The 22,810-nt window shown below is 62.0% G+C and carries 24 protein-coding genes; 14 read left to right on the top strand and 10 right to left on the bottom strand.

Annotated elements, in window-relative coordinates; translation table 11 throughout:
- Positions 1-95: 95 nt before the first annotated feature.
- A complete protein-coding gene (locus PFLQ2_RS13380) occupies positions 96-443 on the top strand; it encodes a carboxymuconolactone decarboxylase family protein (protein ID WP_003182015.1) in 348 nt (115 codons plus the stop codon).
- 113 nt (positions 444-556) lie between these two features.
- Positions 557-1,090, top strand: coding sequence for a DUF488 family protein (locus PFLQ2_RS13385; RefSeq protein ID WP_003182013.1), 534 nt, complete (start codon positions 557-559; stop codon positions 1,088-1,090).
- A 1-nt stretch (position 1,091) separates the two neighbouring features.
- Here PFLQ2_RS13385 and PFLQ2_RS13390 read toward each other — a convergent pair whose 3' ends face one another.
- Complete coding sequence (locus tag PFLQ2_RS13390; RefSeq protein ID WP_003182011.1) at positions 1,092-2,039, bottom strand: DMT family transporter; 948 nt, start codon at positions 2,037-2,039, stop codon at positions 1,092-1,094.
- A gap of 74 nt (positions 2,040-2,113) precedes the next feature.
- On the opposite strand from PFLQ2_RS13390, the gene PFLQ2_RS13395 reads away from it, so the two are divergent.
- Positions 2,114-2,968 (top strand): LysR family transcriptional regulator, encoded by an 855-nt coding sequence (locus tag PFLQ2_RS13395; protein WP_003182009.1) that lies wholly within the window; start codon positions 2,114-2,116, stop codon positions 2,966-2,968.
- 52 nt (positions 2,969-3,020) lie between these two features.
- Here the strand turns inward: PFLQ2_RS13395 and PFLQ2_RS13400 are convergent, their stop codons facing one another.
- Together PFLQ2_RS13400 and PFLQ2_RS13405 are read right to left on the bottom strand one after the other, a co-directional pair.
- Positions 3,021-4,385: an OprD family porin gene (locus PFLQ2_RS13400; protein WP_003182006.1), complete on the bottom strand. Its 1,365-nt coding sequence runs from the start codon at positions 4,383-4,385 to the stop codon at positions 3,021-3,023.
- A gap of 220 nt (positions 4,386-4,605) precedes the next feature.
- Positions 4,606-6,312 (bottom strand): amidase, encoded by a 1,707-nt coding sequence (locus PFLQ2_RS13405; protein WP_003182004.1) that lies wholly within the window; start codon positions 6,310-6,312, stop codon positions 4,606-4,608.
- Between the two features lie 238 nt (positions 6,313-6,550).
- Between PFLQ2_RS13405 and PFLQ2_RS13410 the strand changes: the two genes are divergently transcribed.
- The 7 genes from PFLQ2_RS13410 to PFLQ2_RS13440 are packed head-to-tail and all read left to right on the top strand — an operon-like array spanning position 6,551 to position 12,846.
- Positions 6,551-7,228 carry a thermostable hemolysin gene (locus tag PFLQ2_RS13410; RefSeq protein WP_003182002.1) on the top strand — a complete coding sequence of 226 codons (678 nt, stop codon included), beginning with the start codon at positions 6,551-6,553 and terminating at the stop codon, positions 7,226-7,228.
- Positions 7,218-8,699 carry an AMP-binding protein gene (locus tag PFLQ2_RS13415; RefSeq protein WP_003182000.1) on the top strand — a complete coding sequence of 494 codons (1,482 nt, stop codon included), beginning with the start codon at positions 7,218-7,220 and terminating at the stop codon, positions 8,697-8,699. Before PFLQ2_RS13410 ends, PFLQ2_RS13415 begins: the two co-directional genes overlap by 11 nt.
- On the top strand, positions 8,696-9,355 hold the full coding sequence (locus PFLQ2_RS13420; protein ID WP_003181999.1) for a TenA family transcriptional regulator: 660 nt from the start codon (positions 8,696-8,698) through the stop codon (positions 9,353-9,355). Before PFLQ2_RS13415 ends, PFLQ2_RS13420 begins: the two co-directional genes overlap by 4 nt.
- A 2-nt stretch (positions 9,356-9,357) precedes the next feature.
- A complete protein-coding gene (locus PFLQ2_RS13425) occupies positions 9,358-10,167 on the top strand; it encodes an SDR family oxidoreductase (protein WP_003181997.1) in 810 nt (269 codons plus the stop codon).
- Positions 10,164-10,808: a tetratricopeptide repeat protein gene (locus PFLQ2_RS13430; protein ID WP_003181995.1), complete on the top strand. Its 645-nt coding sequence runs from the start codon at positions 10,164-10,166 to the stop codon at positions 10,806-10,808. The genes PFLQ2_RS13425 and PFLQ2_RS13430 overlap by 4 nt, the downstream gene beginning before the upstream one ends.
- An 11-nt stretch (positions 10,809-10,819) precedes the next feature.
- A complete protein-coding gene (locus tag PFLQ2_RS13435; protein ID WP_003181993.1) occupies positions 10,820-11,482 on the top strand; it encodes a response regulator in 663 nt (220 codons plus the stop codon).
- Positions 11,479-12,846 (top strand): sensor histidine kinase, encoded by a 1,368-nt coding sequence (locus PFLQ2_RS13440; RefSeq protein WP_003181991.1) that lies wholly within the window; start codon positions 11,479-11,481, stop codon positions 12,844-12,846. Before PFLQ2_RS13435 ends, PFLQ2_RS13440 begins: the two co-directional genes overlap by 4 nt.
- 86 nt (positions 12,847-12,932) lie before the next feature.
- On the opposite strand, the gene PFLQ2_RS13445 is transcribed toward PFLQ2_RS13440, so the two are convergent.
- The 3 genes from PFLQ2_RS13445 to PFLQ2_RS13455 form a co-directional block, all read right to left on the bottom strand.
- Positions 12,933-13,364, bottom strand: coding sequence for a DUF6691 family protein (locus tag PFLQ2_RS13445; RefSeq protein WP_003181989.1), 432 nt, complete (start codon positions 13,362-13,364; stop codon positions 12,933-12,935).
- Positions 13,365-13,366: 2 nt separating this feature from the next.
- Positions 13,367-13,801 (bottom strand): YeeE/YedE family protein, encoded by a 435-nt coding sequence (locus PFLQ2_RS13450; protein WP_003181987.1) that lies wholly within the window; start codon positions 13,799-13,801, stop codon positions 13,367-13,369.
- Between the two features lie 76 nt (positions 13,802-13,877).
- A complete protein-coding gene (locus tag PFLQ2_RS13455; RefSeq protein ID WP_003181985.1) occupies positions 13,878-14,801 on the bottom strand; it encodes a universal stress protein in 924 nt (307 codons plus the stop codon).
- Here PFLQ2_RS13455 and PFLQ2_RS27795 point away from each other — a divergent pair.
- The 3 genes from PFLQ2_RS27795 to PFLQ2_RS13465 all read left to right on the top strand — a co-directional run bounded on the left by PFLQ2_RS27795 (position 14,800) and on the right by PFLQ2_RS13465 (position 17,325).
- Entirely contained in the window at positions 14,800-15,066 is a 267-nt protein-coding gene (locus PFLQ2_RS27795) for a hypothetical protein (protein WP_033046039.1), read from the top strand. The two genes, PFLQ2_RS13455 and PFLQ2_RS27795, sit on opposite strands and share 2 nt — an antisense overlap.
- Complete coding sequence (locus tag PFLQ2_RS13460; RefSeq protein WP_003181983.1) at positions 15,063-16,307, top strand: MgtC/SapB family protein; 1,245 nt, start codon at positions 15,063-15,065, stop codon at positions 16,305-16,307. Before PFLQ2_RS27795 ends, PFLQ2_RS13460 begins: the two co-directional genes overlap by 4 nt.
- Before the next feature lie 106 nt (positions 16,308-16,413).
- Positions 16,414-17,325: a universal stress protein gene (locus tag PFLQ2_RS13465; RefSeq protein ID WP_003181981.1), complete on the top strand. Its 912-nt coding sequence runs from the start codon at positions 16,414-16,416 to the stop codon at positions 17,323-17,325.
- 48 nt (positions 17,326-17,373) lie between these two features.
- Here the strand turns inward: PFLQ2_RS13465 and PFLQ2_RS13470 are convergent, their stop codons facing one another.
- On the bottom strand, positions 17,374-17,937 hold the full coding sequence (locus PFLQ2_RS13470) for a GNAT family N-acetyltransferase (RefSeq protein WP_003181979.1): 564 nt from the start codon (positions 17,935-17,937) through the stop codon (positions 17,374-17,376).
- Between the two features lie 233 nt (positions 17,938-18,170).
- On the opposite strand from PFLQ2_RS13470, the gene PFLQ2_RS13475 reads away from it, so the two are divergent.
- Positions 18,171-19,061, top strand: coding sequence for a universal stress protein (locus PFLQ2_RS13475; protein WP_003181976.1), 891 nt, complete (start codon positions 18,171-18,173; stop codon positions 19,059-19,061).
- A gap of 55 nt (positions 19,062-19,116) precedes the next feature.
- On the opposite strand, the gene PFLQ2_RS13480 is transcribed toward PFLQ2_RS13475, so the two are convergent.
- From PFLQ2_RS13480 to PFLQ2_RS13490, 3 genes are read right to left on the bottom strand one after another with little or no spacing between them, the layout of a single operon-like run.
- Positions 19,117-20,127, bottom strand: a complete 1,011-nt coding sequence (locus tag PFLQ2_RS13480; protein WP_050551574.1) for an FAD:protein FMN transferase — start codon at positions 20,125-20,127, stop codon at positions 19,117-19,119.
- The gene (locus tag PFLQ2_RS13485) at positions 20,078-22,258 is read right to left on the bottom strand and encodes a PepSY domain-containing protein (protein WP_003181973.1); all 2,181 of its coding nucleotides are present in this window, start codon (positions 22,256-22,258) and stop codon (positions 20,078-20,080) included. Before PFLQ2_RS13485 ends, PFLQ2_RS13480 begins: the two co-directional genes overlap by 50 nt.
- 24 nt (positions 22,259-22,282) lie before the next feature.
- Positions 22,283-22,753, bottom strand: coding sequence for a DUF2271 domain-containing protein (locus PFLQ2_RS13490; RefSeq protein ID WP_003181971.1), 471 nt, complete (start codon positions 22,751-22,753; stop codon positions 22,283-22,285).
- Between the last annotated feature and the right edge of the window lie 57 nt (positions 22,754-22,810).

The raw sequence follows: 22,810 nt of genomic DNA, 5'->3' as shown, positions 1-22,810 counted from the left end.
AAAAAACTGAGCGCATCGGACAAAACCTTCCCGCGCCAGGATGGAAAACTGAGGGCGTTGAAACAGTACACCCAACCCACTCAGGAGTTAATGCCATGTTCCATAACTGGTCCGATTTGTTGTCTTCCGTCAAGAAAGCCTTTGGCGCTCTGGGCCGCAGCAACCCCAAAATGGTCAAGGCCTACATGGCCCTTGGGGAAGCCGCCAGCGAAAACAATGTGCTCGATGCCAAGACCCGTGAACTCATCTCGATTGCCGTGGCAGTCACCACCCGCTGCGATGGTTGTATCGCCACGCACACGGACGCCGCCATCAAGGCCGGCGCCAGCCGCGAGGAAATCGCCGCCGCCCTGGCAACCGCGATTTCGTTGAACGCCGGCGCGGCCTACATCTACTCGCTGCGTTCGCTGGAGGCGTATGACACGCTGAAAGAACAGGCTTGATTTCCACGCCCTGCCAAGCCCCGGCCCTTTAAAGGTTCCGGGGCTTTTTGTTTGAAGAACCATTGCTTCCCTGCGGGGCCTAACGGCAGAGCCTATCGTTTGGATGTTCACGTATGGAAAGTTACCCGGTTTACACGATTGGTCACTCCACCAAGACCCTCGACCAGTTCGTGGATATCGTCAAAGGTTTTAGCATAGGGATGATTATCGATGTCAGAACGGTCCCCCGGTCCCGGACCAACCCGCAATACAACCTCGATACGTTTGGACAACAGCTGGCTAATGTGGGAATCGGGCATGAGCAGATTGCCCAGCTCGGTGGACTGCGCAAGAAATCCCGGACGGTGGGCGATGAAGTCAATTCGTTCTGGGACAATCGCAGCTTTCACAACTACGCCGATTACGCGCTCTCGGATGAGTTTGAAGAAGGCCTGGATCGCCTTTTGGAACTGAGCAGAACCCAGCGTTGCGCGATCATGTGTGCGGAGGCGGTCTGGTGGCGCTGTCACCGCAGGATCATCGCGGACTATCTGTTGCTTCGCGGTATCGAGGTCATCCATATCATGGATAAGGACAAATCGACCAAGGCCGTGCTGAATCCTGCCGCGAAGGTGACTGGGTTGAAGCTGACTTACCCTGCAAGCTAGATCAACTGGCTTGCGATCGTTTCGCCTGCCGCGCTTCCGTGCGCACCACCAGCCAGATCCCCATGCCCGACACCGCCATGCCGGCCACCATCTGCCAGGAAAGCGGCTCGCCGAACATGGCCCAGGCCCAGAGCATCGTAATCGGCGGGCTGAGGTACAGGACGCTGGCGACCCGAGTGGCTGTCGCGCGGCGCAGGCACATCCAATACAGCCCATAACCGCCCATCGTCGATAATCCCGCGGTCCACAATACGCTCAGGGCAAAGCCTGTGGTGGGAAGGGGCGCGAGACTGCCTTGGGAACCTTCGATGACAGCGAAGGCGATACCTGAGACGCAACATTGCAGCCACAGGTTGGGCAGCAGCTCCATTGATTCGGAGGGCGCCAAGTGTTTCTGCCAGAGAGTCGCGACGGCGAGCGAAAGCATGCCCAGCAGTGGCAGGCCATACGCCCACAACGGGGCATCGCCCCAGGCCAACGCGCCGTGGGTCACCAGCGAAACGCCCAGCAGACCGATGAGCAGGCCCACCCAGACCTGCCAGGCCAGTCGTTGTCCAAGCACGCCTGCGGTCAACAGCGCCAGGCACATCGGCAGCAGATCGGCGACCAGCGCGGCCAGGCCCGCGGGCACGCCGAGGGCAATCCCCTGGGTGATGCCGGCCAGATACCCCGCCATGGCCAGCAGGCCGATGCCGGCATTTTTCAGCAAGACGCCAGGTGAGGTGCGCCGGAGTGATTTGGCGACGAAGGGAAACAGAACGAGCGTGACCACGACGCAGCGCCAGAACACCACCAGCAACGCCGGGGCGTAATCGAGGGAGAACCGCGCACCGACGAACCCTGAGCTCCAGGCCAGGAGCAAGGCGGCTTCAAGCAAAGGCAGGGGAAGCGCCCGGCGCCAGTCAGCACGGTAGAGAGGGGGGCAAGACAGCGATTTATTCAGGTCCATGGCCTCAGCCTACGAAACCTGTGTAATCTGATAAATCAAAATAATCTGCATCAATTATTCACGAAGATTAAACCATGCCGGCCATACTCGATATTGATCTGATCCGCACATTCCACACCGTGGCGCGCATTGGCAAATTCAGCGCGGCGGCGCAATTGCTGCACAAAAGCCCGGCGGCGGTGACCGTGCACATACAGCGGCTGGAAGTGGTCGCCGGCGGGCGCTTGCTCAACCGCGACAATCAGGCTGTTTCCCTGACCGCGCTGGGCAAACGGCTGCTGGTGGCCACGGCGGAGTTGCTCAGCACCCATGACCGAGTGTTGGCCGACCTGCAGGGCACCCGCCTGGCCGGGCGCATTATCCTCGGCGTACCGGACGAATACGCCGACCATGTCATCCGCGACATTCTCCCGACCTTCACGGCTGCGTGGCCCAACGTGGTGCTGGAACTCAAGACCGCGCCGAGCTACGCGCTGCGCGACCTGGTACAGCGCGGCAAACTCCAGGCGGCGGTCCTTACCCAGCCCAAAGGCGAGCCGAGCGCAGAGGCTCAAGTGCTGGTTTCCACCACACCCGTCTGGGTAGGTCCCGCCCATGCCGCAGTTGCCTCGATGGTGCCGTTGCCACTGGCCGTTCACGCGGCGCAGTGCCCTTATCGGCAAGCGATGATCGAGTCCCTCAGGCAAAGCGGACGTAAGACTCGCATCGTCCTGGAAAGCCCCTCCAACCAGGCCGTCAAGGCGTGCGTGGAAGCCGGCCTGGCGATCAGCCTGATCGACCGCGCCCGGGTGACGGAGGCGATGCGGATTCTTGAGGGACTGCCTGCCATCGCCGAGCATGAAGTGGTGTTTCTACGGTCGCAGGCCTCGCACGCCGACGAAGCGGTGGACTTGCTCTGCCACGCCATGGCGCAACGTTTTCGCTTGTAGCGCCGACAACGCTGCGTCGTCGACGGTTTGGAGAAGGGCACGACTTGCCGGGTCAAAGCGGTCCGAGCTTGAGCGGGTACTGGATCACCACATACAGCCTGTCGATATCATCGCCGGCCTGGGCGCTGTTGGCTCGATGGGTGACGTGGGACAGTTGCACCGACAAATCCTTCGCCGGACCGGACTGCACCACATAGTGCAGGTCCAGGTCGCGCTCCCAATGACGGCCTCCAGCCCGTTGTTGTGGCTGATAGGTGCCGCTGTCAATATCGAACGGGTTGTAGGCGCCGCCTTTCGGAGCATGACTGCCGTCTATCCCGCGTCCGGTCACATAACGGGCCATGAAGCTCAGGCCGGGAATGCCCAGGGTCCCAAGATCCAGGTCATACCGTGCTTGCCACGACCGTTCGCCCGGGCCATTGAAGTCGGCGTATTTGATCGAGTTGGCCAAGTAGATGGAGTCGCCGCCGACAAAATCGAAAGGCGTGTCGCCGTGGATTTTCTGATAGGCCAGGGTGAATGCCTGGGCGTTGATCCGGTATTTGCCGGACAGGCTATAGGCGGTGGTATCGATGGCTCCAGCCGCTGCCTCGCCCTGATCGCGGGTGTGATACAGGTTGCCGTCGAGGAACAGGCCGCCGAGCGTCGTATGGACATTGCCGTAGTACTGGCGCCACGTATCGCTCAATTCCGAGGCGTAGAAGGCGCCGCCGGTAGCCTGTCCGGCGAGCAGGTCGGCGCCGATGAAGTCGATGTCGTGGTTGCGCGTCGTGGCACCGTAGCCCGAAAAATCACCTTTGCCGGTCGAGGCGTCCTGGTTCTTGAAAGCATAAAAATGGCCGGCCTGCACATCGATACCTTGGATTGACTGGTTCGACAGAAGCCAACCGCTGGCGTACTCCGGTTGCAGGCGCTTGTCTGCGGTGTCGAACACCGGAGTCGCCACGGTCATTTCGCCCACCGCCAGGGTGGTTTGTGCACTGCGGAACTTCAGCGCACCGCCCGCGCTGGAATAGCGCGCCTCGCTGCGACCGTCCTGGTCCAGCGGCAGCAATCCGGTCCCGGAATGCCCTTTGCCACCGTCCAGTTTCAAACCGAGAAAACCATGGGCGTCGATACCTACACCGATCGTGCCAGGAGTGAAACCGGACTCGAACGATGCGATGAAACCCTGGGCCCATTCCTGTTTGTAGCTTTTGCCCGTCGGGTTCTCGGTACGGTAGTCATTGTTGAGATAGAAGTTACGGCTGAGCACATCGAGCGTTGCCCCCTCAAGCAAGCCAGGGGAATCTTGGGGGCCTTCCTGCGCCAGCGCCGACGCGCTGCAGGAGGTGAGCAGCGCAAGGAACCAGAGCGGCTTCAGGGAGACGGGCACGGGGTCGGGCGCGAAGACGTTGTTTGGTGCAGTTGGCAGCATGCTTCCTTTCCCGCGTGGAGAGTGACTTTCAGATCAAGGTCGCCATTCTTGATGGCGACGCGCGGGCGAGCGAGTTAATCGTTGTTAATTGCGCTTGGGCGAGGGAGGGGAAATCGAGCAGGTGAACACCGAGTACACCCGCCTGGCTGCAGCCGATGCGGATGACCCTCGTTGCGGTATCGTGGAAAAGGGGCGGTATATCCCGCCCCTCCTTACTTTTTCACGCCGACAATGGCGGTGTGCGAGGCGGGACCTGCCGCTTCGAGCCAATCGATTCGAACGCCGAGGCCAACTGCAACAGCGTCGAATCGTCGTAGGCGCGACCGGCGAACGTCAGCCCGACGGGCATGCCGATGTCTGCCATGACGCCCATCGGCACGGTGACGGTGGGCACGCCCAGGTGGCGAATGGCGAGGTTGCCATTGGCGACCCAGACGCCGTTGCTCCAGGCAATGTCGGCGGAGGCCGGGTTGACGTCCGCATCCGCCGGCCCGACGTCGGCGACGGTCGGGAAGATCACCGCGTCCAGGCCAAGCTGCGCCATCCAGTCCTCGAGATCGATTCGGCGCGTTTCTTCAAGGCCCCGCAAACCGTCAGGCAATGTCGGAATCTGGTCCCAAGGCGTGATGCCGCGCTGGGCCATCTTCACGTATTCATCCATGCCCGCGGCAAGGTCATCCTCGCGGTTGGGCAGGGTGCCGGGGTCGTGGGGGAAGATTTGCGGCCCGTCGACGTCCGCCAGGCGGTTGAGTTTCGGATCCCCGTTGGCCCGCAGGAAATCATCGAAGGCCCAGGCCGACAGGTCCCACAATTCATGGTGCAAAAACTCCTTGGATACCAGGCCACGGGTGTACACCGTCGGTGCGCCGGGTCGATCGCCCTCGCAGTTGGACACCAGCGGGAAGTCCACTTCGATCACTTTAGCGCCACAGGCTTCAAGGGCCGCACGAGCCTCTTGCCACAGGTCGATTACCGAGGCGCGGGTGATGATCCGCTGCCCGGTGGGGCCACCGATGCCGGGTTTTTCCGCCGTACCTGCTTCGGGATCGGCATTGATGTACATCCGTGGCACGCCGAGCCGAACGCCGGCGAGTGTCCCTGGATTGCTTGCAAGGCTCAGGTAGGAGGCAGGGCGAACCGAGTCGACGCTGGGAATCGGTACCCAGGGTTGCAGCCGCCACAGGTCACCACGGGTGTCCGGGTCATGGGCCACCACCACGTCCAGCACCTCAAGAAGGTCGGCCATGGTCCGGGCGAAGGGTACGACGACGTCCATCGTCGGCGTCAGCGGCCAGTTACCGCGCACCGAGATCACGCCGCGCGAGGGGGTATAGGCGCACAAACCGTTATTGGATGCCGGGCCGCGTCCGCTCGACCAGGTTTCCTCGGCGAGACCGAACGCCGCGAAACTGGCCGCAGTGGCCGTGCCGGCACCGTTCGAGGAGCCCGAGGCAAACGGCGCGGTGAGGTAGTCGCCGTTGTAAGGACTCTCCGCGCGGCCATATACCCCGCGTTGCATGCCGCCATTGGCCATCGGCGGCATGTTGGTCTTGCCCAGGCAGATCGCCCCGGCAGCACGAAGCCGCTCGATGGTGAACGCATCGCGATAGGCGACCAGATCCTTGAAGGCCGGGCTGCCGGAAGCCGCGGTGAGGCCCTTCACCAGGTAACTGTCCTTGGCGGTGTAAGGGATGCCATCGAGCGGGCCCAGGGCCTGGCCGCTGGCCCGACGCGCATCGGACGCCTGCGCTTCCTTCAAGGCATCGGGGTTGCGCACGACCACCGCGTTGAGGGCAGTGGGGGTCTCTGGGCCATCGTAGGCATCGATCCTGGCGAGGTAGGCTCGGACAAGCTCTACCGCAGTGGTCTGGCCCGATTCGAGCGCAGCGCGCAATTGGGCAATGGAAGCTTCGGTGATTTCGATCATGTTGTTGGCACCGCGGCAGTGGGATAACGAGGAGTTCGGGTTCATTGAGTGGATCCTGACCTATCAGGTCATCTCAACATGGATATTTATCGGTCTTGGCCACTGTACTACGGAAAAGCAGCCAGGGGCAGTTCAGGATTATTTTTCGAACGTGCCCAAATGGGATATCCGTCGCCTTCAGACTTCGTTAAGAAACGGCCTCGATACTTTCTCCCACTAGCCCGGAGAACGTAGACCCATGCCCCATTTCGACTGGAACATCCGCCTGCCGCTGGCCTTTGGTGATGGCGGCCCGCCGGTTCGCCACCTTCACCGGGCCCTGCCGGGAGAGCCTCGGCGAGCAGAATTCGAAGCGTTTATCCAGCAGCGTTTCCGCAAGGTTCACGGCGCCGATATCCGGCACTTCATGCCAGAGCTGTTCGGCCTCGATGACGTCAATGGCACGCTCTGCGCAGTCGCTGGGGTGCGTCGGGCCGCCCAAGGGCCGCTGTTTCTCGAACGTTATCTGGATGAGCCCATCGAGCCTTTGATCAATGCTGCCGCGGACCGTCCTGTGGATCGCGCCGGCATCGTCGAGGTTGGCAACCTGGCTGCCAGCGACACAGGCAGCGCCCGGCTGAGCATCATTGCGATCACTTATTTGCTGGCCATGGGCGGCCTGGAGTGGGTCGCGTTCACCGGCAACGCCGGGCTGGTCAACAGCTTTCATCGCCTCGGCCTCAAGCCCGTGACCCTGTGCCCGGCCGACCCGCAGCGCCTGGGCGAGGATCGTCACCTTTGGGGCCGCTACTACGAGAGCCAGCCGTGGGTCCACGTCGGAAACATCCGTGCCGGCTTCATTCATTTGCGCAATATCGGTCTGTTCAATCGCCTGGGGCTCTTGCCAACTCACGGGGAGACCAGCCATGTCGCCTGAAATGCAACTGTTCAAGCGCACCCTGCGCGGGCACGCCGAGCGTCGAGGCCACGCGGTAGCGCTGTGGGGCGATGGCTCTCAGCTGGACTACGCCACGCTTTATTCCGAAGTGATGTACCGCCAGCAACGCTTGCGCGATGAGCAGGTTCGCGTCGTCGCCCTGGCGTTGGACAACGGCATCGAAGCCATCCTCTGGGACTTGGCCGCGCTCTTCGAAGGACTGCCCTGTGTTCTCCTGCCCGGATTTTTCAGCCAGGCCCAACGCCGCCATTGCCTGGAGCAGAGCCAGGCCGAGCGGGTGATTGCCGAACCGGCATATGCAGAGGAACTCCAAGCCGCTGGTTACCAGCAAAGAGGCGAGTTCTGGGCGCGTTGCTTCGACGAGCCGAGCCGCCTGCCGGCGGGTACCGCCAAGCTGACGTTCACCTCCGGCACGACCGGCACGCCCAAAGGCGTCTGCCTGGCCGCCGACAGCATGCTACGGGTTGCCCGAGAGCTGGAGCAGGCCAGCCAACCGGTCGAGGCAAGGCACCATCTGGCCTTGTTGCCCTTGGCGATTCTGCTGGAGAACCTGGGGTGCTACGCGGCGCTTTATGCCGGTGCGATGCTCAGCCTGCCCAGCCAGAAGACCCTCGGCATCCAGGGCGCCAGCGGGGTCGACCCGACGCGCCTGCTGGGGTGCCTGGCCGAACGTCGTGCGCAAAGCCTGATCCTGGTGCCGCAGTTGCTGTTGATGCTGGTGATGGCCGCTGAGCAGAAAGCATTTAACCCGCACACTGTTCGCTTCGCCGCCGTGGGCGGGGCGCGGGTATCCCAAGATCTGCTGCAACGGGCCCAGCGCATCGGATTACCGATATTTGAAGGCTATGGGTTGTCGGAATGCGCTTCGGTGGTATGCCTCAATCGACCACAGGCCCATCGCGCCGGCAGTGTTGGCCAGCCGTTGCCCCATGTGGAGGTACACCTGGCCGACGACGGTGAAGTCATGATCAAAGGCTCGACCCTGCTGGGTTACCTGGGTGAGCCCACGCTTGACGGCCAATGGTGGCCCAGCGGCGACCTGGGCGAGTTCGACGCTGACGGCTACCTCTATCTGCGCGGGCGCAAGAAGCATCAGTTCGTGACCAGCTTCGGCCGCAACGTCAATCCCGAATGGGTCGAAGCCGAACTCACCCAAGGCGGTGACATCGCCCAGGCTTTCGTCTATGGCGAGGCACTGCCCCACAACCACGCGCTGCTTTGGCCCAGCCGCGCCGATTGCTCCGATCATGCGCTGGAGATGGCCGTGGCCAAGGCCAACGCGGCATTGCCCGACTACGCACGGGCCCATCGCTGGACGCGACTGCAGGAACCTTTTACGACGGCCAACGGCCTGCTTACCGCCAACGGCCGCCCGCGCCGTGATGCCATCGTCGAGCATTACCGGGCGCTGCTCATCCCATCCGTTTCGTCCCAGGAGTTCTCTTCATGAATTTTTTCGACACGTTGCAACAAGCCACCGAGCAGGAGCGGCAGACGCTGTTCAATCTGCCGATCATCCGTGATGCCCTCAATGGGCAGGTCAGCCTGGCCAGCTATCGGGCGTTCCTGATCCAGGCGTACTACCACGTACGCCACACGGTCCCGTTGATGATGGCCTGCGGCGCGCGCCTGCCCACCCGCCTGGAATGGCTGCGCAAGGCCGTGTGCGAGTACATCGATGAAGAATATGGCCACGAGCAGTGGGTGTTGGATGACATCGCCGTGTGCGGTGGCGACAAGGAGGCGGTGCGCAACGGCCAACCGTCGCTGCCCATCGAACTGATGGTCAGTTACCTCTACGACTTGATCGCCCGGGGCAATCCGGCAGGACTGTTCGGCATGGTCAACGTGCTCGAAGGCACCAGCATCGCCCTGGCGACCCATGCCGCCGACAGCATCCGCCAGCGCCTGGAATTGCCGCCCACGGCGTTCAGCTACCTCAGCTCCCACGGGTCGCTGGACATCGAACACATGCAGACCTACCGCGGCTTGATGAACCGGCTCGAAGATCCGGCGGACCAGGCAGCGGTGATTCACGCCTCCAAGGTCGTGTACCAGCTCTACACCGACATGTTCCGCGGCTTGCCCCGCGATGGGGGAGCGTGATCATGCGCCTGTGCGATGCCCGTGTTGTATTGACCGGCGCCAGCGGTGGGATCGGACTGGCCATCGCCGAGGCGCTTTGCGCCAGTGGCGCCCGGGTACTGGCCGTCGCCAGGCACCGCGAAGCGTTACAGCCGTTGATCGAGCGCTACCCGCAACACATTTGCTGGGTCGGCGCCGACCTGACCTTCTTGGCCGACCGGCGCAAGGTCCTGGTCGCCGCCGAAGCGCTGGGCGGTATCAACCTGCTGATCAATGCTGCCGGGGTGAACCACTTCGCCATGCTCGAACAATTGGACGATAGCGAGATCACCGCCATGCTGGCGTTGAACATCAGCGCGCCGATCTGCCTGACCAAACTGCTCCTGCCGCTGCTCAAGGCGGCCGACAGCGCCATGGTGGTCAACGTGGGTTCAACCTACGGCTCCATTGGCTACCCCGGCTATGCCAGCTACTGCGCCAGCAAGTTTGCCTTGCGCGGGTTTTCCGAAGCGTTGCGCCGGGAGCTGGCCGATACCCGCGTCGGCGTACTGTACGTGGCGCCACGGGCCACGCGTACATCGATGAACAGTCCGGCAGCCGATGCCCTCAACGAGGCACTGAAAGCCAATGTGGACGACCCGCAAACCGTGGCATCGGCGGTTATCCACGCCATCATCGGCGACCGCCGCGAGCTCTATCTGGGCTGGCCTGAACGCTTTTTCGTCGGCCTCAACAGCCTGCTCCCCAACCTGGTGGACCGTGGCCTGCGCAAGCAATTGGCACTGGTCCGCCGCCTCAGTCATAAACCCGAGAACGAGCACCTCAAGCCATGAAAAAGATTTTTACCTGTCTACTGGTCGCGGCCTTGAGCCAAAGCGTCTGGGCACTGGACGCCGTCGACCAGCAGCGCCTGGGCGACATCCAGCAGCGCTGGGCGCACATTCAATATGAGCTGCCCGAGGGGCAACGTGCCGAGGCCTTCGAGAAGCTGGCGGCGCAAGCATCGCAGTTCAAGCAGGAACGCCAGTCGGTGGCCGAGGCGTGGATCTGGTCCGGCATCGTCAGCAGCGGTTGGGCCGGCGCCCAAGGCGGGATCGGTGCGCTGGGCAAGGTCAAGGACGCCAGGGCCGATCTGGAAAAAGCCCTGGCGCTCGACCCCAAGGCACTGCAAGGTTCGGCCTACACCAGTCTCGGCGCACTTTATGACCGGGTGCCCGGCTGGCCCCTGGGGTTTGGCGACTCGGACAAGGCCGAGCAGTTGCTCAAGCAAGCGTTGCAACTCAACCCCAACGGCATCGATAGCCTGTACTTCTGGGGCGATCACCTCTACCGTCAGAAGCATTATGTTGAAGCCAGGGCGGCCCTGCAAAAGGCCTTGCTGGCAGCGCCGCGACCAGGGCGCGAAAGCGCCGATGCGGGAAGGCGCAAGGAAATCCAGGCGCTGCTGGCCGACGTGGACAAGAAACTCGACTGACAGGAGTATGCGTGCGTTTATTACTGATCGAGGATGACGTGGCACTGGGCGAAGGCATCCGGGAGGCGCTGGTGCGCGAGGGCTATACCGTCGACTGGCTGCAAGACGGGAGCAGCGCCTTGCATTCGTTGCTCAGTGAAACCTTCGACTTGGCGGTGCTCGACCTTGGGCTTCCACGGATGGACGGCCTGCAAGTGCTGCGTCGCTTGCGCGACAGTGGCTCCAACCTGCCCGTGCTGATTCTCACCGCCCGTGATGCCACCGAGGATCGCATCGCCGGGTTGGATGCCGGGGCCGACGATTACCTGGTCAAGCCCTTCGACCTGGCGGAGCTCAAGGCCCGGCTCAGGGCGTTGCTGCGGCGCAGCGCCGGCCGCGCCCAGGCGCTGATCGAACATGCCGGTATCAGCCTGAACCCCGGCACCCAGCAGGTCAGCTACCAGGGCAGGCCAGTGGCATTGACGCCCAAGGAATATCAGTTGCTTCATGAACTGCTTTCACCGCCGGGTCGGGTCATGACCCGCGATCATTTGATGCAGTTGCTTTACGGCTGGAGCGAGGAGGCTGAAAGCAACACGCTGGAAGTGCATATCCACCACCTGCGCAAGAAATTTTCCACCGATCTGATTCGCACCATTCGCGGTGTGGGTTATCTGGTGGAGGAGCGACGATGACTTCGATCCGCCACCGCACGCTGACGTTGATCCTTGGCCTTTTGTTCCTTGGCCTGCTGATCATCACCGTCTTCAATTTGCATGACAGCAACCATGAAATCGCCGAAGTCTACGACGCCCAACTGGCCCAGAACGCCCGCCTGCTGCAAGGCGTCATGCGCATGCCCATGGCCAGCAAGGAGCACGCCGAGCTGTACCAGGCGTTCAATGCGGCGCTGGGGCTGGCGGAGCCCAAGGTCGATGGCCATCCCTATGAAAGCAAAATCGCTTTCCAGGTCTGGAATGCCCAAGGTGCGGTGCTGGTGCATACCTCCAGTGCCCCGTCTTTCAAATCACCTCCAAGTGCCCCTGGTTTCAGTGAGGTGGTCGACCAGAGGAACCATACATGGCGGGCGTTCGTCCTGGACGACGCGCAATACGGCCTGAAAATCTGGGTCGGAGAGCGCGACGACGTACGGGCGGACCTGGTTGATCGCATCGTTCGTCACACAGTGGTGCCCAACCTGATCGGCAGTTTGATCCTGGCCGCGGTGATCTGGCTGGCTATCGGCTGGGGGCTCAAGCCCCTGGTGGATATGGCCGCGAAGTTGCGCGCCCGCCACCCGGGTTCCCTCGAACCTTTGCAAATGATGCCGCTGCCCACGGAACTCGAACCCATGCAGGCGGCGCTCAACCGTGTGCTTGCGCAGATCCAGGAGGTGATGGGGCGTGAGCGACGCTTCATCGCCGACGCCGCCCATGAAATGCGCACGCCCCTGGCGGTGCTCAGGGTACATGCGCAGAACCTGATGGAGGCGGGCAATGAGCAAAGTCGTCGCGAGTCCTTGGAGCACCTGCTGGTCGGGGTTGATCGCACCACGCGCCTGGTCAACCAGCTGCTGACCATGGCACGCCTGGAGCCGCCAGCTGTTGTGCCGGCGCCGGCGCTTATCGATCTACCCGCCACGGTGCGTGCCAGCCTGGTGCAATTGACCCCCTGGCTGTTGAGTCGGGGCCTGGAACCGGTCCTGGACGTTAGCGATGGGATTGAGCCGGTTCGAATCGACCCGGTGTCCATCGACATCGCCCTGAATAATCTTGTGACCAACGCAGCCAATTTTTCTCCGGCCAACGGCACGATCACCGTACGGCTGGCCAAGAAGGAGGATCACTACGAGCTGTCTGTCGAGGACCAGGGACCGGGTATCAACGAGGCCGAGCGTGAGCGGCTGTTCGAGCGATTCTACAGCCGTGGCAATGACCAGGGAGCAGGGCTTGGCCTGACGATTGTACGGACCATCGCGAATCGTCTGGGAGGACGCATACGCTTGGAAAATCGCCCCGAGGGCGGGCTCTGCGCGACCTTGGAAATAGGGCTCCTTTGAGCGAGTTTCCCGTATCACAACGGTTTGCGGGCCCGGAACGCTGCTCAGACAGGCTCCTCGAGTAACTGGGCATAACGAGTCGCTGGTTAAGGCGGGAAGGGACCCCAACGCCGGGTTTCCAGCGCAGTAAACAACAACATGCCCACCAGCATGGCCAGCATGAACATGACGGCTTGCCAATGCCCGGTCAGCAAAATCGCGACGGCGGGTCCGGGACAGATTCCGGCGATGCCCCAGCCGATGCCGAACAGCAGGCTGCCTCCGATCAGTCGAGGGTCGAGTTCGCGCTTGACCGGCAACTGCATCGGATTGCCCAGCAGCGAGTGGGTCCGCTGGCGCGCCCAGGCCAGGGGGGCGATGGCTGTGCCAATCGCGCCGATCATCACTAACGCCAGGGAGGGGTCCCAAGTGCCGGCCAAATCCAGGAAACCCAGCACTTTTTTCGGGTTGGTCATGCCTGCCAGGAGCAGGCCGATGCCGAAGAGGAGTCCAGCGATGAATGCCGTCAATTTGCGCATGATCAACCTCCCATCACATGTCGCAGGACAAATACTGTAGCGAAACCGCTGAGCATGAAACACGCCGTGGCGGCCATCGAGCGTGGCGAGAGACGCGACAGGCCGCATACGCCATGGCCGCTGGTGCAGCCCGAGCCGTAGCGGGTGCCTACTCCGACCAACAGGCCCGCGACAATGAGGCCGAACCAGCCGGTTTGGAACTCGAGTGGAGGCAATGCTGCAAACACGCCCCATAACAGCGGTGCGGCGACCAGGCCCAAGAGAAACAGGGCTTTCTCACCCAGCCCTTCGCCGCCACGCTGCAAGAAGCTGCCGATCACCCCGCTGATGCCTGCAATCCGCCCATTGGCGACGACAAACAGACTGGCCGCCAAGCCGATCAACATCCCGCCGGCAAGGGATGACCAAGGCGTAAAATTGAGCCAGTCAAGATTCATCAGAGTGCTCCGGTATTCGATGGTCGATGTTCACCCAGATTCCCGCAATAAGCACGATCTGTCTGTTGGGTTGGACTCAGTCAAACTGCTGCGGCGCAATCACCCACACGCTGCACGGCATCTTATACAACAGCGCCTCCACGGTACTGCCGATCAGCTTGTGCACGCCGCGGTAGTGCACTCGTCCCATGACGATGACATCGATTTCATGGGTGGCCGCGTAGCTAGCCAGCACCTTGGCCGGGTCGCCCATGATCATGCGTCGCTGTTCAGGGGCGATGCCGTTGCGTTCGGCCAGCGCGTCGAAGGCTTCGCTCTGGGATTCGTAGAGTTGGCGGGCCAGGGTCGAGGAGAAGAACATCGAGCCATTGCCGAAGCCGTATTCGGCGGCGGTCATGGAGGACAGGTCATAGGCGTAAATGACTTCCAGTGTTGCGTCGCAGGTCGCCGCGAGTTTGTTGGCTTCGCTCAGGATCCGGTCGTTGAGGCCTTCGTACTGTCCATCGTGATGGAAGGGGTCGATGGCCGCCAGAATCCTGCGCGGGCGCGCATGGGTGACCTTGTTGACAAAATGCAGGGGCGCTTCGCAATCGCGCAGCAGGTGCACATCCAAAGGCGTGAACATCATGCGCGAGAACCAGGACTCATGGTCCACTGACTTGATCAGCGCATCCATCGGCTGCTCCTTGAGGTGAGTCAGGATCTCCTGCAAGGGTCGCTCGACCCAGGCCACTTCTGTCGTGACTTCAAGGCCAAGGTTACGCAGCGGCCTGGCCTGTTCCTCCAGCCACTGCCGGTGGCGTTCAACGTAGCCCAGGCGCATCTGTTCCAGCGCCTGTTCATTGACCAGGCCGGCCGTCGCCAGGCCTTCAAGGTAGTCGAAAGCGACAATGTGCAGCGCCGCGCCTTTGGCCCTGGCCAATGCGGCCGCCCGGTCGAAGGCAGGGCTGTGCTCCATCAGCGGTGACACGACGAGCATCAAGCGTGGTTGAGTGGACATGACATACCTCCCGGACAAGTACCTGATTGCACCGGGCGACCCTTCGCTCGGCGTGGTGGCTGGCTTGATCATGATCGCCATCGAGCGTGGTCATTTGATCTGCGTCAAACTCCTCTCCAAAGCATGGCATCAGGGGCGGCAGCGGCGGGGCAATAGCGCTATGGTTGCTCATGATCAAGCGTTCCAGGGCGAGAGCAGAGCAGGCCGGGTGTTCTTTCTGGCTGCCGCGACCACCGGAGCCCTCGCCATGGAGCCTTTGCAATGACTGAAACCCTGGCCTTCGCCAATGCCGCCGCTGCGCTGGGGATCGGCCTGCTGGTGGGACTCGAGCGTGAACGGCGCAAGGGTGAGGGGGACCGGCGCGACTCTGCGGGCCTGCGTACCTTTGCCATCACTTCGCTGCTCGGTTACGTCACGGTCCAGGCGGGCGGCCCGGTGTTACTGGGGTTCATGACCCTGGCCCTGGGGGCGCTGGTGACGGCGGCATACTGCAGGAACCTCGACAAAGACCCTGGCATCACCAGCGAAGTGGCGTTGTTCGCGGTGTTGGGATTGGGCGCGCTCTGCGTGAGCGCTCCGGTCTTGGCCACGGCGATTGGCGTGGTGATGGTCGGGCTGCTTGCCAGCCGCCAACCGTTGCACCGCTTTGCCCGCAGCCAACTGAGCGCCGCCGAACTGCGTGACGGCGTGGTGCTGTTGATCGCGGCCTTGGTGGTGCTGCCCCTGGCGCCGGATCGTTTCCTGGGTCCGTACCATGCAATCAACTTGCGCACCATTTGCACCCTGACGGTCATGCTGATGGCGGTAGGGGCGCTGGGGCATGTCGCGGTTCGCACCTTCGGTGCCCGCTACGGCTACGCCCTCAGCGCGATTGCCTCGGGGTTCGCCTCCGCGACGGCGACTGTCGCTGCCATGGGTGACATAGCGGCAAAGCAGCCCGATAACCTCAAGGTCCTGAGCGCCGCGGCTGTCCTGGCCAACCTGGCGACACTGGCTCAAATGACGCTCATTGTCGGTGCCGTTGAACCGGCGCTGTTGCATTGGATGTGGGGGCCGCTGCTGTGTGGCGGTTTGATGACTTTGATTTACGCCGGCCTGCTGATGTTTCCCCTACCGAAGGAATCGTCCGCCAAGCCGATCAAGTTAGGCGGGGCGTTCAGTCTCAAGTTGGCCTTGATGGTCACACTGACCATGACCGGTATCACCGTCCTGTCGTCGGCGATGCTTGATACATTCGGGCAGGCCGGTGTGGTCGTTACCGCCATCTTCAGTGGGCTGGCCGATGCGCATGCCTCCACGGCTTCCATTGCTTCACTGGCAAAGGCCGGCTTGCTGCCTTTTGACGGCGTGACCGTACCGGTCTTGATGGCGTTGAGTAGCAATTCCCTGAGCAAATGTGTGGTGGCTTGGCTCAGTGGTGGGCGAGGCTTCGCTGGGTATGTGGTACCCGGCCAAGTGCTTTTGACGCTAGCGATGTGGGGCGGGGTGCTGTTCCCCAATCTTTGAAACTCGATGATTTCATTTTGATGAAGATCAAGCCTCGTCTCTGGCGTGGGTGCAATGCTGAGGCCTCAATCCTTCAGATGGCAGCCGCCACGTACCGAGGTGTTTCATGTCCCAGACTCAACGTTTATTGCTGGTAGCGCCCGACGCGATGATCCGCACTCCGGCGTTCGATCGAGCCACCGAACTGGCCCTGGCGCTGAACCTGCCCCTGCACATCATCGCGATCGATTATTTGGAACTGCTCTCGGTGGCCGGCCTTTTCGCGCCCGAGCAAGTTAAGCTGGCACGAGAAGGCTATATAGAAACGCACCGGCATTGGCTGTGGCAACAGGCCGAGCTGGCGCGGCGGCATGGTGTTGAGGTTACGAGCGAGGTTATCTGGAGCAAAGACGCCTACCAAGCCTTGCAGCACTACGTCAAAGAGATGCCCTTGGCATTGATCATCAAGGACGCCGAGCCGGAACCGGTGTTGAAGCGAATCTTTTTCACGCCGCTGGACTGGCGCTTGCTGCGCGACTGCCCGGTGCCGGTGCACTTGGTCACCGATGCGCGCCACCCCCGGTTGCGGCGTGTCCTGGCGGCCGTTGATGTGCTGCGCAGCGAGGAGCAGGACCTGGTGTTCAATGACCAGATCGTCGACGCTGCCGTGAAACTGGCCGAGCAGTGCAACGCCCAGGTCGAGTTGCTGCACGCCTTTGACTGGACGGCCGTGTATGCCTCGGACATGGGCATCGGCGCGCTGCCCCTGGCCACCGGGCTCTACGAAGCGTTGGGCCAGGCCCAGCACGAAGTCTTCGAGTCCCTGGCCGAGCGTCACGGGGTTGCGCCGCAGCAGCGCCATTTCATCGAAGGCGCGCCCCTGAACAGCATCTGCAAGTTTGCCGCCGATCAACAGATCGATGTCATTGTCATGGGCACCACGGGGCACCGTGGCCTGGATCGGCGCCTGGGCACGACGGCCGAACTGCTGTTGCAACGGTCACCCTGCAGCGTCTGGGCGATCAAGCCGCAGGCCTGATGGGGTACGCTGCGCGAGGCCGCTCAAGGCCTCGCGTCAGCGTATGAGCTACAGGTAAAGCCGGTGGATGACCTGCCGGGTATCGTCGGGGTCGGAGCGGGTTTCGAATCCCAGGCTATGGGCCAGGTCGCGCATCGGGGCATTGTTGGCGGCGTCGACGGAATACATCTGGTGATAGCCATTCTTGCGCGCTGCCTCGATCAGGTGTTCCATCAGCAATGTGCCCAGCCCCAAGTGCTGCCATGGATCGGCGACGGTCACCGCGCACTCGCATTCGTGTTCGCCCGTTGCGCAATAACGGCTGACGCCTATTTCGATCAACTTGCCGTTGTCGTGGACCAGCGCGATATAGGCCATGTGAGTCTTGCAATCAATGTCCATCAACTGATCGAGCATGGCGGTGCCTGGTTCGTTGATTTGCGCCAGAAAGCGCATGTGGCGGGACTCCGACGAAAGGGCCTTGATGAAGTCATATTCGCGCTGGCGGTCTTCTTCCCTGAGCGGTCGGATCAGTACATGCCTGCCGTCCTTGAGTGCCTGAATCCAATGTTTGCCGCTGATGCGAGCGTACAGGGCAGCAGCGCGTTCGTTGTGGTCTTTGACAGTCAGCATGATGCGATCCTCCATCGAGTGGAAACGTGCGAAGCCGCAGAGAAGCCGCGCATTGGGTTCCGTTTTACCCTCTCGGCAGCGCTCGGTTCTGATCTGGATCAGTGCCCCAGTACCCATCCGTCGATTGCCCTGCTCTTGATATAGATCAAACCGCTCCAGGCTTGGATGGGTGCACGCTGTAGACCACGCCGCAAGGTTTGAACCTGAGGCGAACAAGCCCCTGGAGGTGTGCGATGCGGCAATACCAACGTCTGCTGTTGATCGTCGAACCCGACCTGCATCCCTCTGCCGCCATGCGCCGGGCCTGCGCCCTGGCCAGGGCCAGCGGCGCTGCGCTGCACCTATGCGCCTTCGTCCAGCCGCCACCACGCACCCATCTTTGGGGGGAGAAAATTGACCAGGCGACGGTCGAGCAATATCTGCACCGCTACCGTCGCTGGATGATGGAGGAAGCGTCGATGCTCAAGGAGGAGGGGCTGGACGTGACGACGCACGTGGTGTGGACCACTCATCCGTTGCTGGACATCCTGCGTTATATCGAACAGTTCCAGCCCGACCTGTTAATCAAGGACGTCACCCTCGAACCCTTGCTCAAGCGCGTGTTCGCAACCCCCCTGGATTGTCATTTGTTACGAGACAGTCCGGTGCCGGTGCATTTGGTCAGCCAGGCAGTGCATGGTCTGCCGCGGCGGGTTGTGGCCGCAGTGGACCCTTCGGACCCTGAGGCCAATGCGCTGAACGAGCGCATCGTCCATGCGGCCGGCGCACTGGCTTCGCAATGCGAGGCTTCATTGCATTTGCTGTATGCCTGCGACCTGTCGCCTGCGTTCGACGGCGAAACGTCATTGTTGGCCGGCGCCTGGGATGACGATTTTGCCAATGCGTTGCGCGAATCGCTGCACATGTCATTCATCAACCTTGCTGAACGTTGCGGTGTACCGGCCGAGCGCCGACACTTCGTGATCGGTCTTCCAGTGCCGGTGATCCAGGAGTTCCTGGAGGAGTTCGAGGTGGACGTCGTGGTGATGGGCACAGTGCAACGCACCGGCCTGGAGCGCTTGGTGGGTAGCACGACGGAGCGAGCCTTGTACTCGGTGCCGGGCAGCTTGTTGGTGGTTAGATGATAAGCATGAGGAGTCGATGATCTGGCGGATGGGTAAATCGCGATCGCGGGCAGGTTCAGCCAGGCGCATAAAAGGGGGCTACAGGTATCTCTCCACCAACAATGGAGATTTCCTCGAGCCGCGCACCTTTGCGCACCACGAACAAGGCATCCATCCCGCGTTCCTGCGCCAGACGGGTGCCTTCGGTTTCCCCCAGTACCATGAGCGCCGTCGCCCAGGCGTCGGCAAGCATGCAAGAGGCGGCCAATACGGTGACGGCTGCAAGCGAGTTGCGTAAGGGCGCGCCAGTACGTGGGTTCATGGTGTGGGCATAAGACTGACCCTGCACATCGACCCAATGCCGGTAGTCCCCGGACGTGGCGATGGCGGTATCGCTGAGCTCCATCACGCCCATGACCTCGCGTATACCCCGACAGGGTTTCTCGATGGCCACGGTCCAAGGCCGGGCGTCAGGTTTTTCGTGGCCGGCGCGCATTTCGCCGTCAATGCCCACGAGGTAGCGCATGATCCCAAAACTTTCCAGGCTGCGGGCCAGTTCATCGACAGCAAAGCCTTTGGCGATGCCGTTCAGGTCAAGGTTCAGCGGTGCCCGTTTGCGAACCTGTCGACGTTGTGAGTCCACTATCAGCGCTGTGTCGGTCGGCAGCGGAGTTCGCAGCGGCAATGCACTGAGTGTCGGCTGCGTGATGGTCAGTTCGCCGGGACCGAAGCCCCAGGCGCCTACCAGATCGCCCACGGCGATGTCGAAGGCGCCGCGCGATTGCTGACCGACCCGCAACGCGGTGGAGAGCACCATGGCCAGCTCTTCAGGCACGGATATCCATTCCTGCAAGGGCGCGTCGTTAAGGCGATTGAGGTCGGAACCGGGCTTCCAGATGGACATCTGCTGGTCCACCCGGGCCACTGCGCGCGCCAGGCTGTGGCTGATTGGGTCGGTGTCGAGTCCGGTTTCGGCGTAGAACAGGGCGGTGTAGCGAGTGCCCATGGTTTCGCCGTTCAGGCTGTATCGCTGCCATTCAGTACACGTCTTCACGATAGCGTCCTTGTGCCTTGAGGGTGAGCACATCAAGTTCGAGCGGTGCCAGTATTTCGTCCAGGGCCAGCATCACGCCTCTGCCCATTTCGCGGCCGCCGCATACCAACACCTGGGCGCCTTTTGCGATCAACCCGCGCAGGATCCGGGCATCGCTGATCAGCCGGTCTTGCACGTAGGAGCGGTCCTTGGCCCGGGAGAAGGCCGCATGCAATGCGGTGAGCCGATGGTCAGCCAAGTAGTGGTTGAGCTCGGACTCATAGAGAAAGTCCGAGGCAGGATTACGCCCGCCCCAATACAAATGCATGGGGTGATGGGCTTTGTTGTTGCGAATAAAACCAGCCAACGGACCTATGCCGGTCCCGGCGCCAATGAGGATCACCGGGTGAGCACTGGACACCGGACGAAACTGCGGGTTGGGCTGGATAAAGGCTTGGATCGGCGCACCGATGCGCAAGCCGTGGAGAAACTCCGAACACACGCCTCCCTTGTGCTTGCGTACACAAATCTCCAATACGCCGTCCCGCGAATGACTGGCCAGGGAATAGAATCGCGGAACGGGGTCGCCCGGAGGCAGGATGCCAACCAGGTCGCCCGCTTCAAAATCCGGCAGCCTCTGCGAAGCGGTGAAACGCAATACATGCGTGGGGGCATCCATCTGTTCGCCATAGGCAATGCGTTCGGCCAGCACCCATTGCTGGGTGTGTGGGTGCGGCGGGATGTGTGTCAACGCCAGGTTTTGCCCCAACACCTCGCTCAAGGCCTGACCCCAGTGTGTAAATGCCTGAGAAGACTGGCGATTGATCGTCCCCAGCCCCATCAACGGCGAACCCCCGGCCTGCAACAGGGCTGCGTGCACGTGATGGGCAAAGCCACAGAAGTGTGGAAACTGACGGTCGCCAAAGCCCAGCACGGCAAACGGCAGGCCGGGCTTCAAGCGGGCTTCGGCCAGCCGTGCCAGGAACTGTGAAGCCGAGGCTGGGGCATCGCCGTCACCGTGGGTCGCCGTGAGGATGAATAGGCGTTGAGCGTTGGGGTAGTCGTTGGCGTATTGATTCATCATCGCGCTATGCACGCGGTGGCCGACTTGGTGCAGAACATCATGCAAGGCGTTGGCGAAGCCCCAAGTGCCGTTGGTCTCGGTGCCCACCAATATCACGGTGTCGGCCGATTGCGCCGGACTGTTATGACGGATGTTCGGACCGGCCTGTTGGCGACGGCGCCACATCAGGATGCCGGTGATGCTCATCAACGGCACGCAGAGGGCACAGAGGCCCAGCAATAGGCCCAACCACCAGAGCCCTTCACCGGTGTGCAACCGGTAGATCAATTCGTAAAGGTTTTGCATCGAGTCGTGGGCTTGATAGGACAGCAGGGTGCCGCTGACCGGATCCACGTAGCCGTCGCCCTGGGCCGTGCGCAGGGAAAACACGTCCTGAGGGTTATCGGGGCTGGGGTAGACGAGCTCGCGCAGGTTATTCAGATCAGTGTTTTGCAACGCTCGCAGGCTCGACACCGGCGACGCCGGGCCAGCGCTGATGTGATCGGGAAACGTAGGTTCGAGCTGACTGCCATCGGCGATAAATTCGAAGGTCGTGGCACACAGGTAGAGCCCGCTCAGGGCTGACAACATGAGCCCCAGCAAGGCCAGGCGACCCACTTCAGCGTGCCAGCGCTGGCTGAAGTTGCCGCGCAATGGCCGCAGCAGATTGCGCCAACCGCCCACTCGCCGCACCAGCAACAGCGCTCCAGACCCTGACAATATCAGCATGAACAGCGCGCCGATGCCCGAGATCCCGTGGCCCGGTGTGCCCAGCAACAGCGCGCGGTGCAGATCTTTTATCCAGCGAAAAAGGGCCGAGGGCACGTAGGGCGCCAGACTTTCACCCGTCAGTGGATCGACCTTTTCGGCCCCAGCCTGGCCGTCCTGATTGAAGTAGACGACAACGGTCCCTGACGCTGTGCGCTGGATCTGCTCCACGCCTGGAAAATGGCTCGCAACACGCCCGGCCAATTGGGCGACAGTGACTTGCCCGGTCGAAGTGGCGGTTGCGTTCAAGCGTTCCAGGGCCGGATCGACAGACAGTACTGCGCCGCTGATGGCTAACAACATCACCAGCAGGGCGGCGACCAGGCCGGGCAAGGAGTGGAGTTGGCGAAGCATGTTCAGCCTCCAGAAGTACAGGTGCTACAACGCGTAGGTAAAGGATTCGATGTAGGTATTGCCTGTCGCCGGTTTGCCTGCACCCGCCGAGGTCAGGGGCACGCTGACATCGGCACGGGCATCGCGCTTGTCTTCGACGGCGCTGTCGATGCGGATCTGATACCCGGCATCGATCAGGGTGTCCGCCAGCTCGACGCTGACCTTGAGGGTGTCGCCGCTGCCGACGCTGGCACCGCTGACGCCGTCGAACTCGCTCGGGTTCATCTTGCTTGCGCGGGCCCAGTCGGCCAGATGCTTGTAGTACTTGGCTTTCTTGCCGGCGACCCAAAGGGTTTTCTGATATTGGCCATTGGCGTCTGTGACATAGATCACCAGGTAGGCATCGTTTCCGCTGTAGCGTTTGAGCTGCGTGGTCAGGGTCACTTCACGTGCCTGGGCCAGTGTTGGCAGGGCGATGATGCCGGCGAGAAAGGTTGCAGCGATGATCTTCTTCATGGGGTGTCCTTTTGATCGTTGGGTCAAGAGCCTGGACTCGATTGCTGACAGCCAGCT

This window comes from Pseudomonas fluorescens Q2-87, from assembly GCF_000281895.1.
Lineage (GTDB): Bacteria > Pseudomonadota > Gammaproteobacteria > Pseudomonadales > Pseudomonadaceae > Aquipseudomonas > Aquipseudomonas fluorescens_S.
The sequence above is the reverse complement of the archived record's forward strand: the minus strand, read 5'-3'. Positions and strand labels throughout refer to the sequence as shown.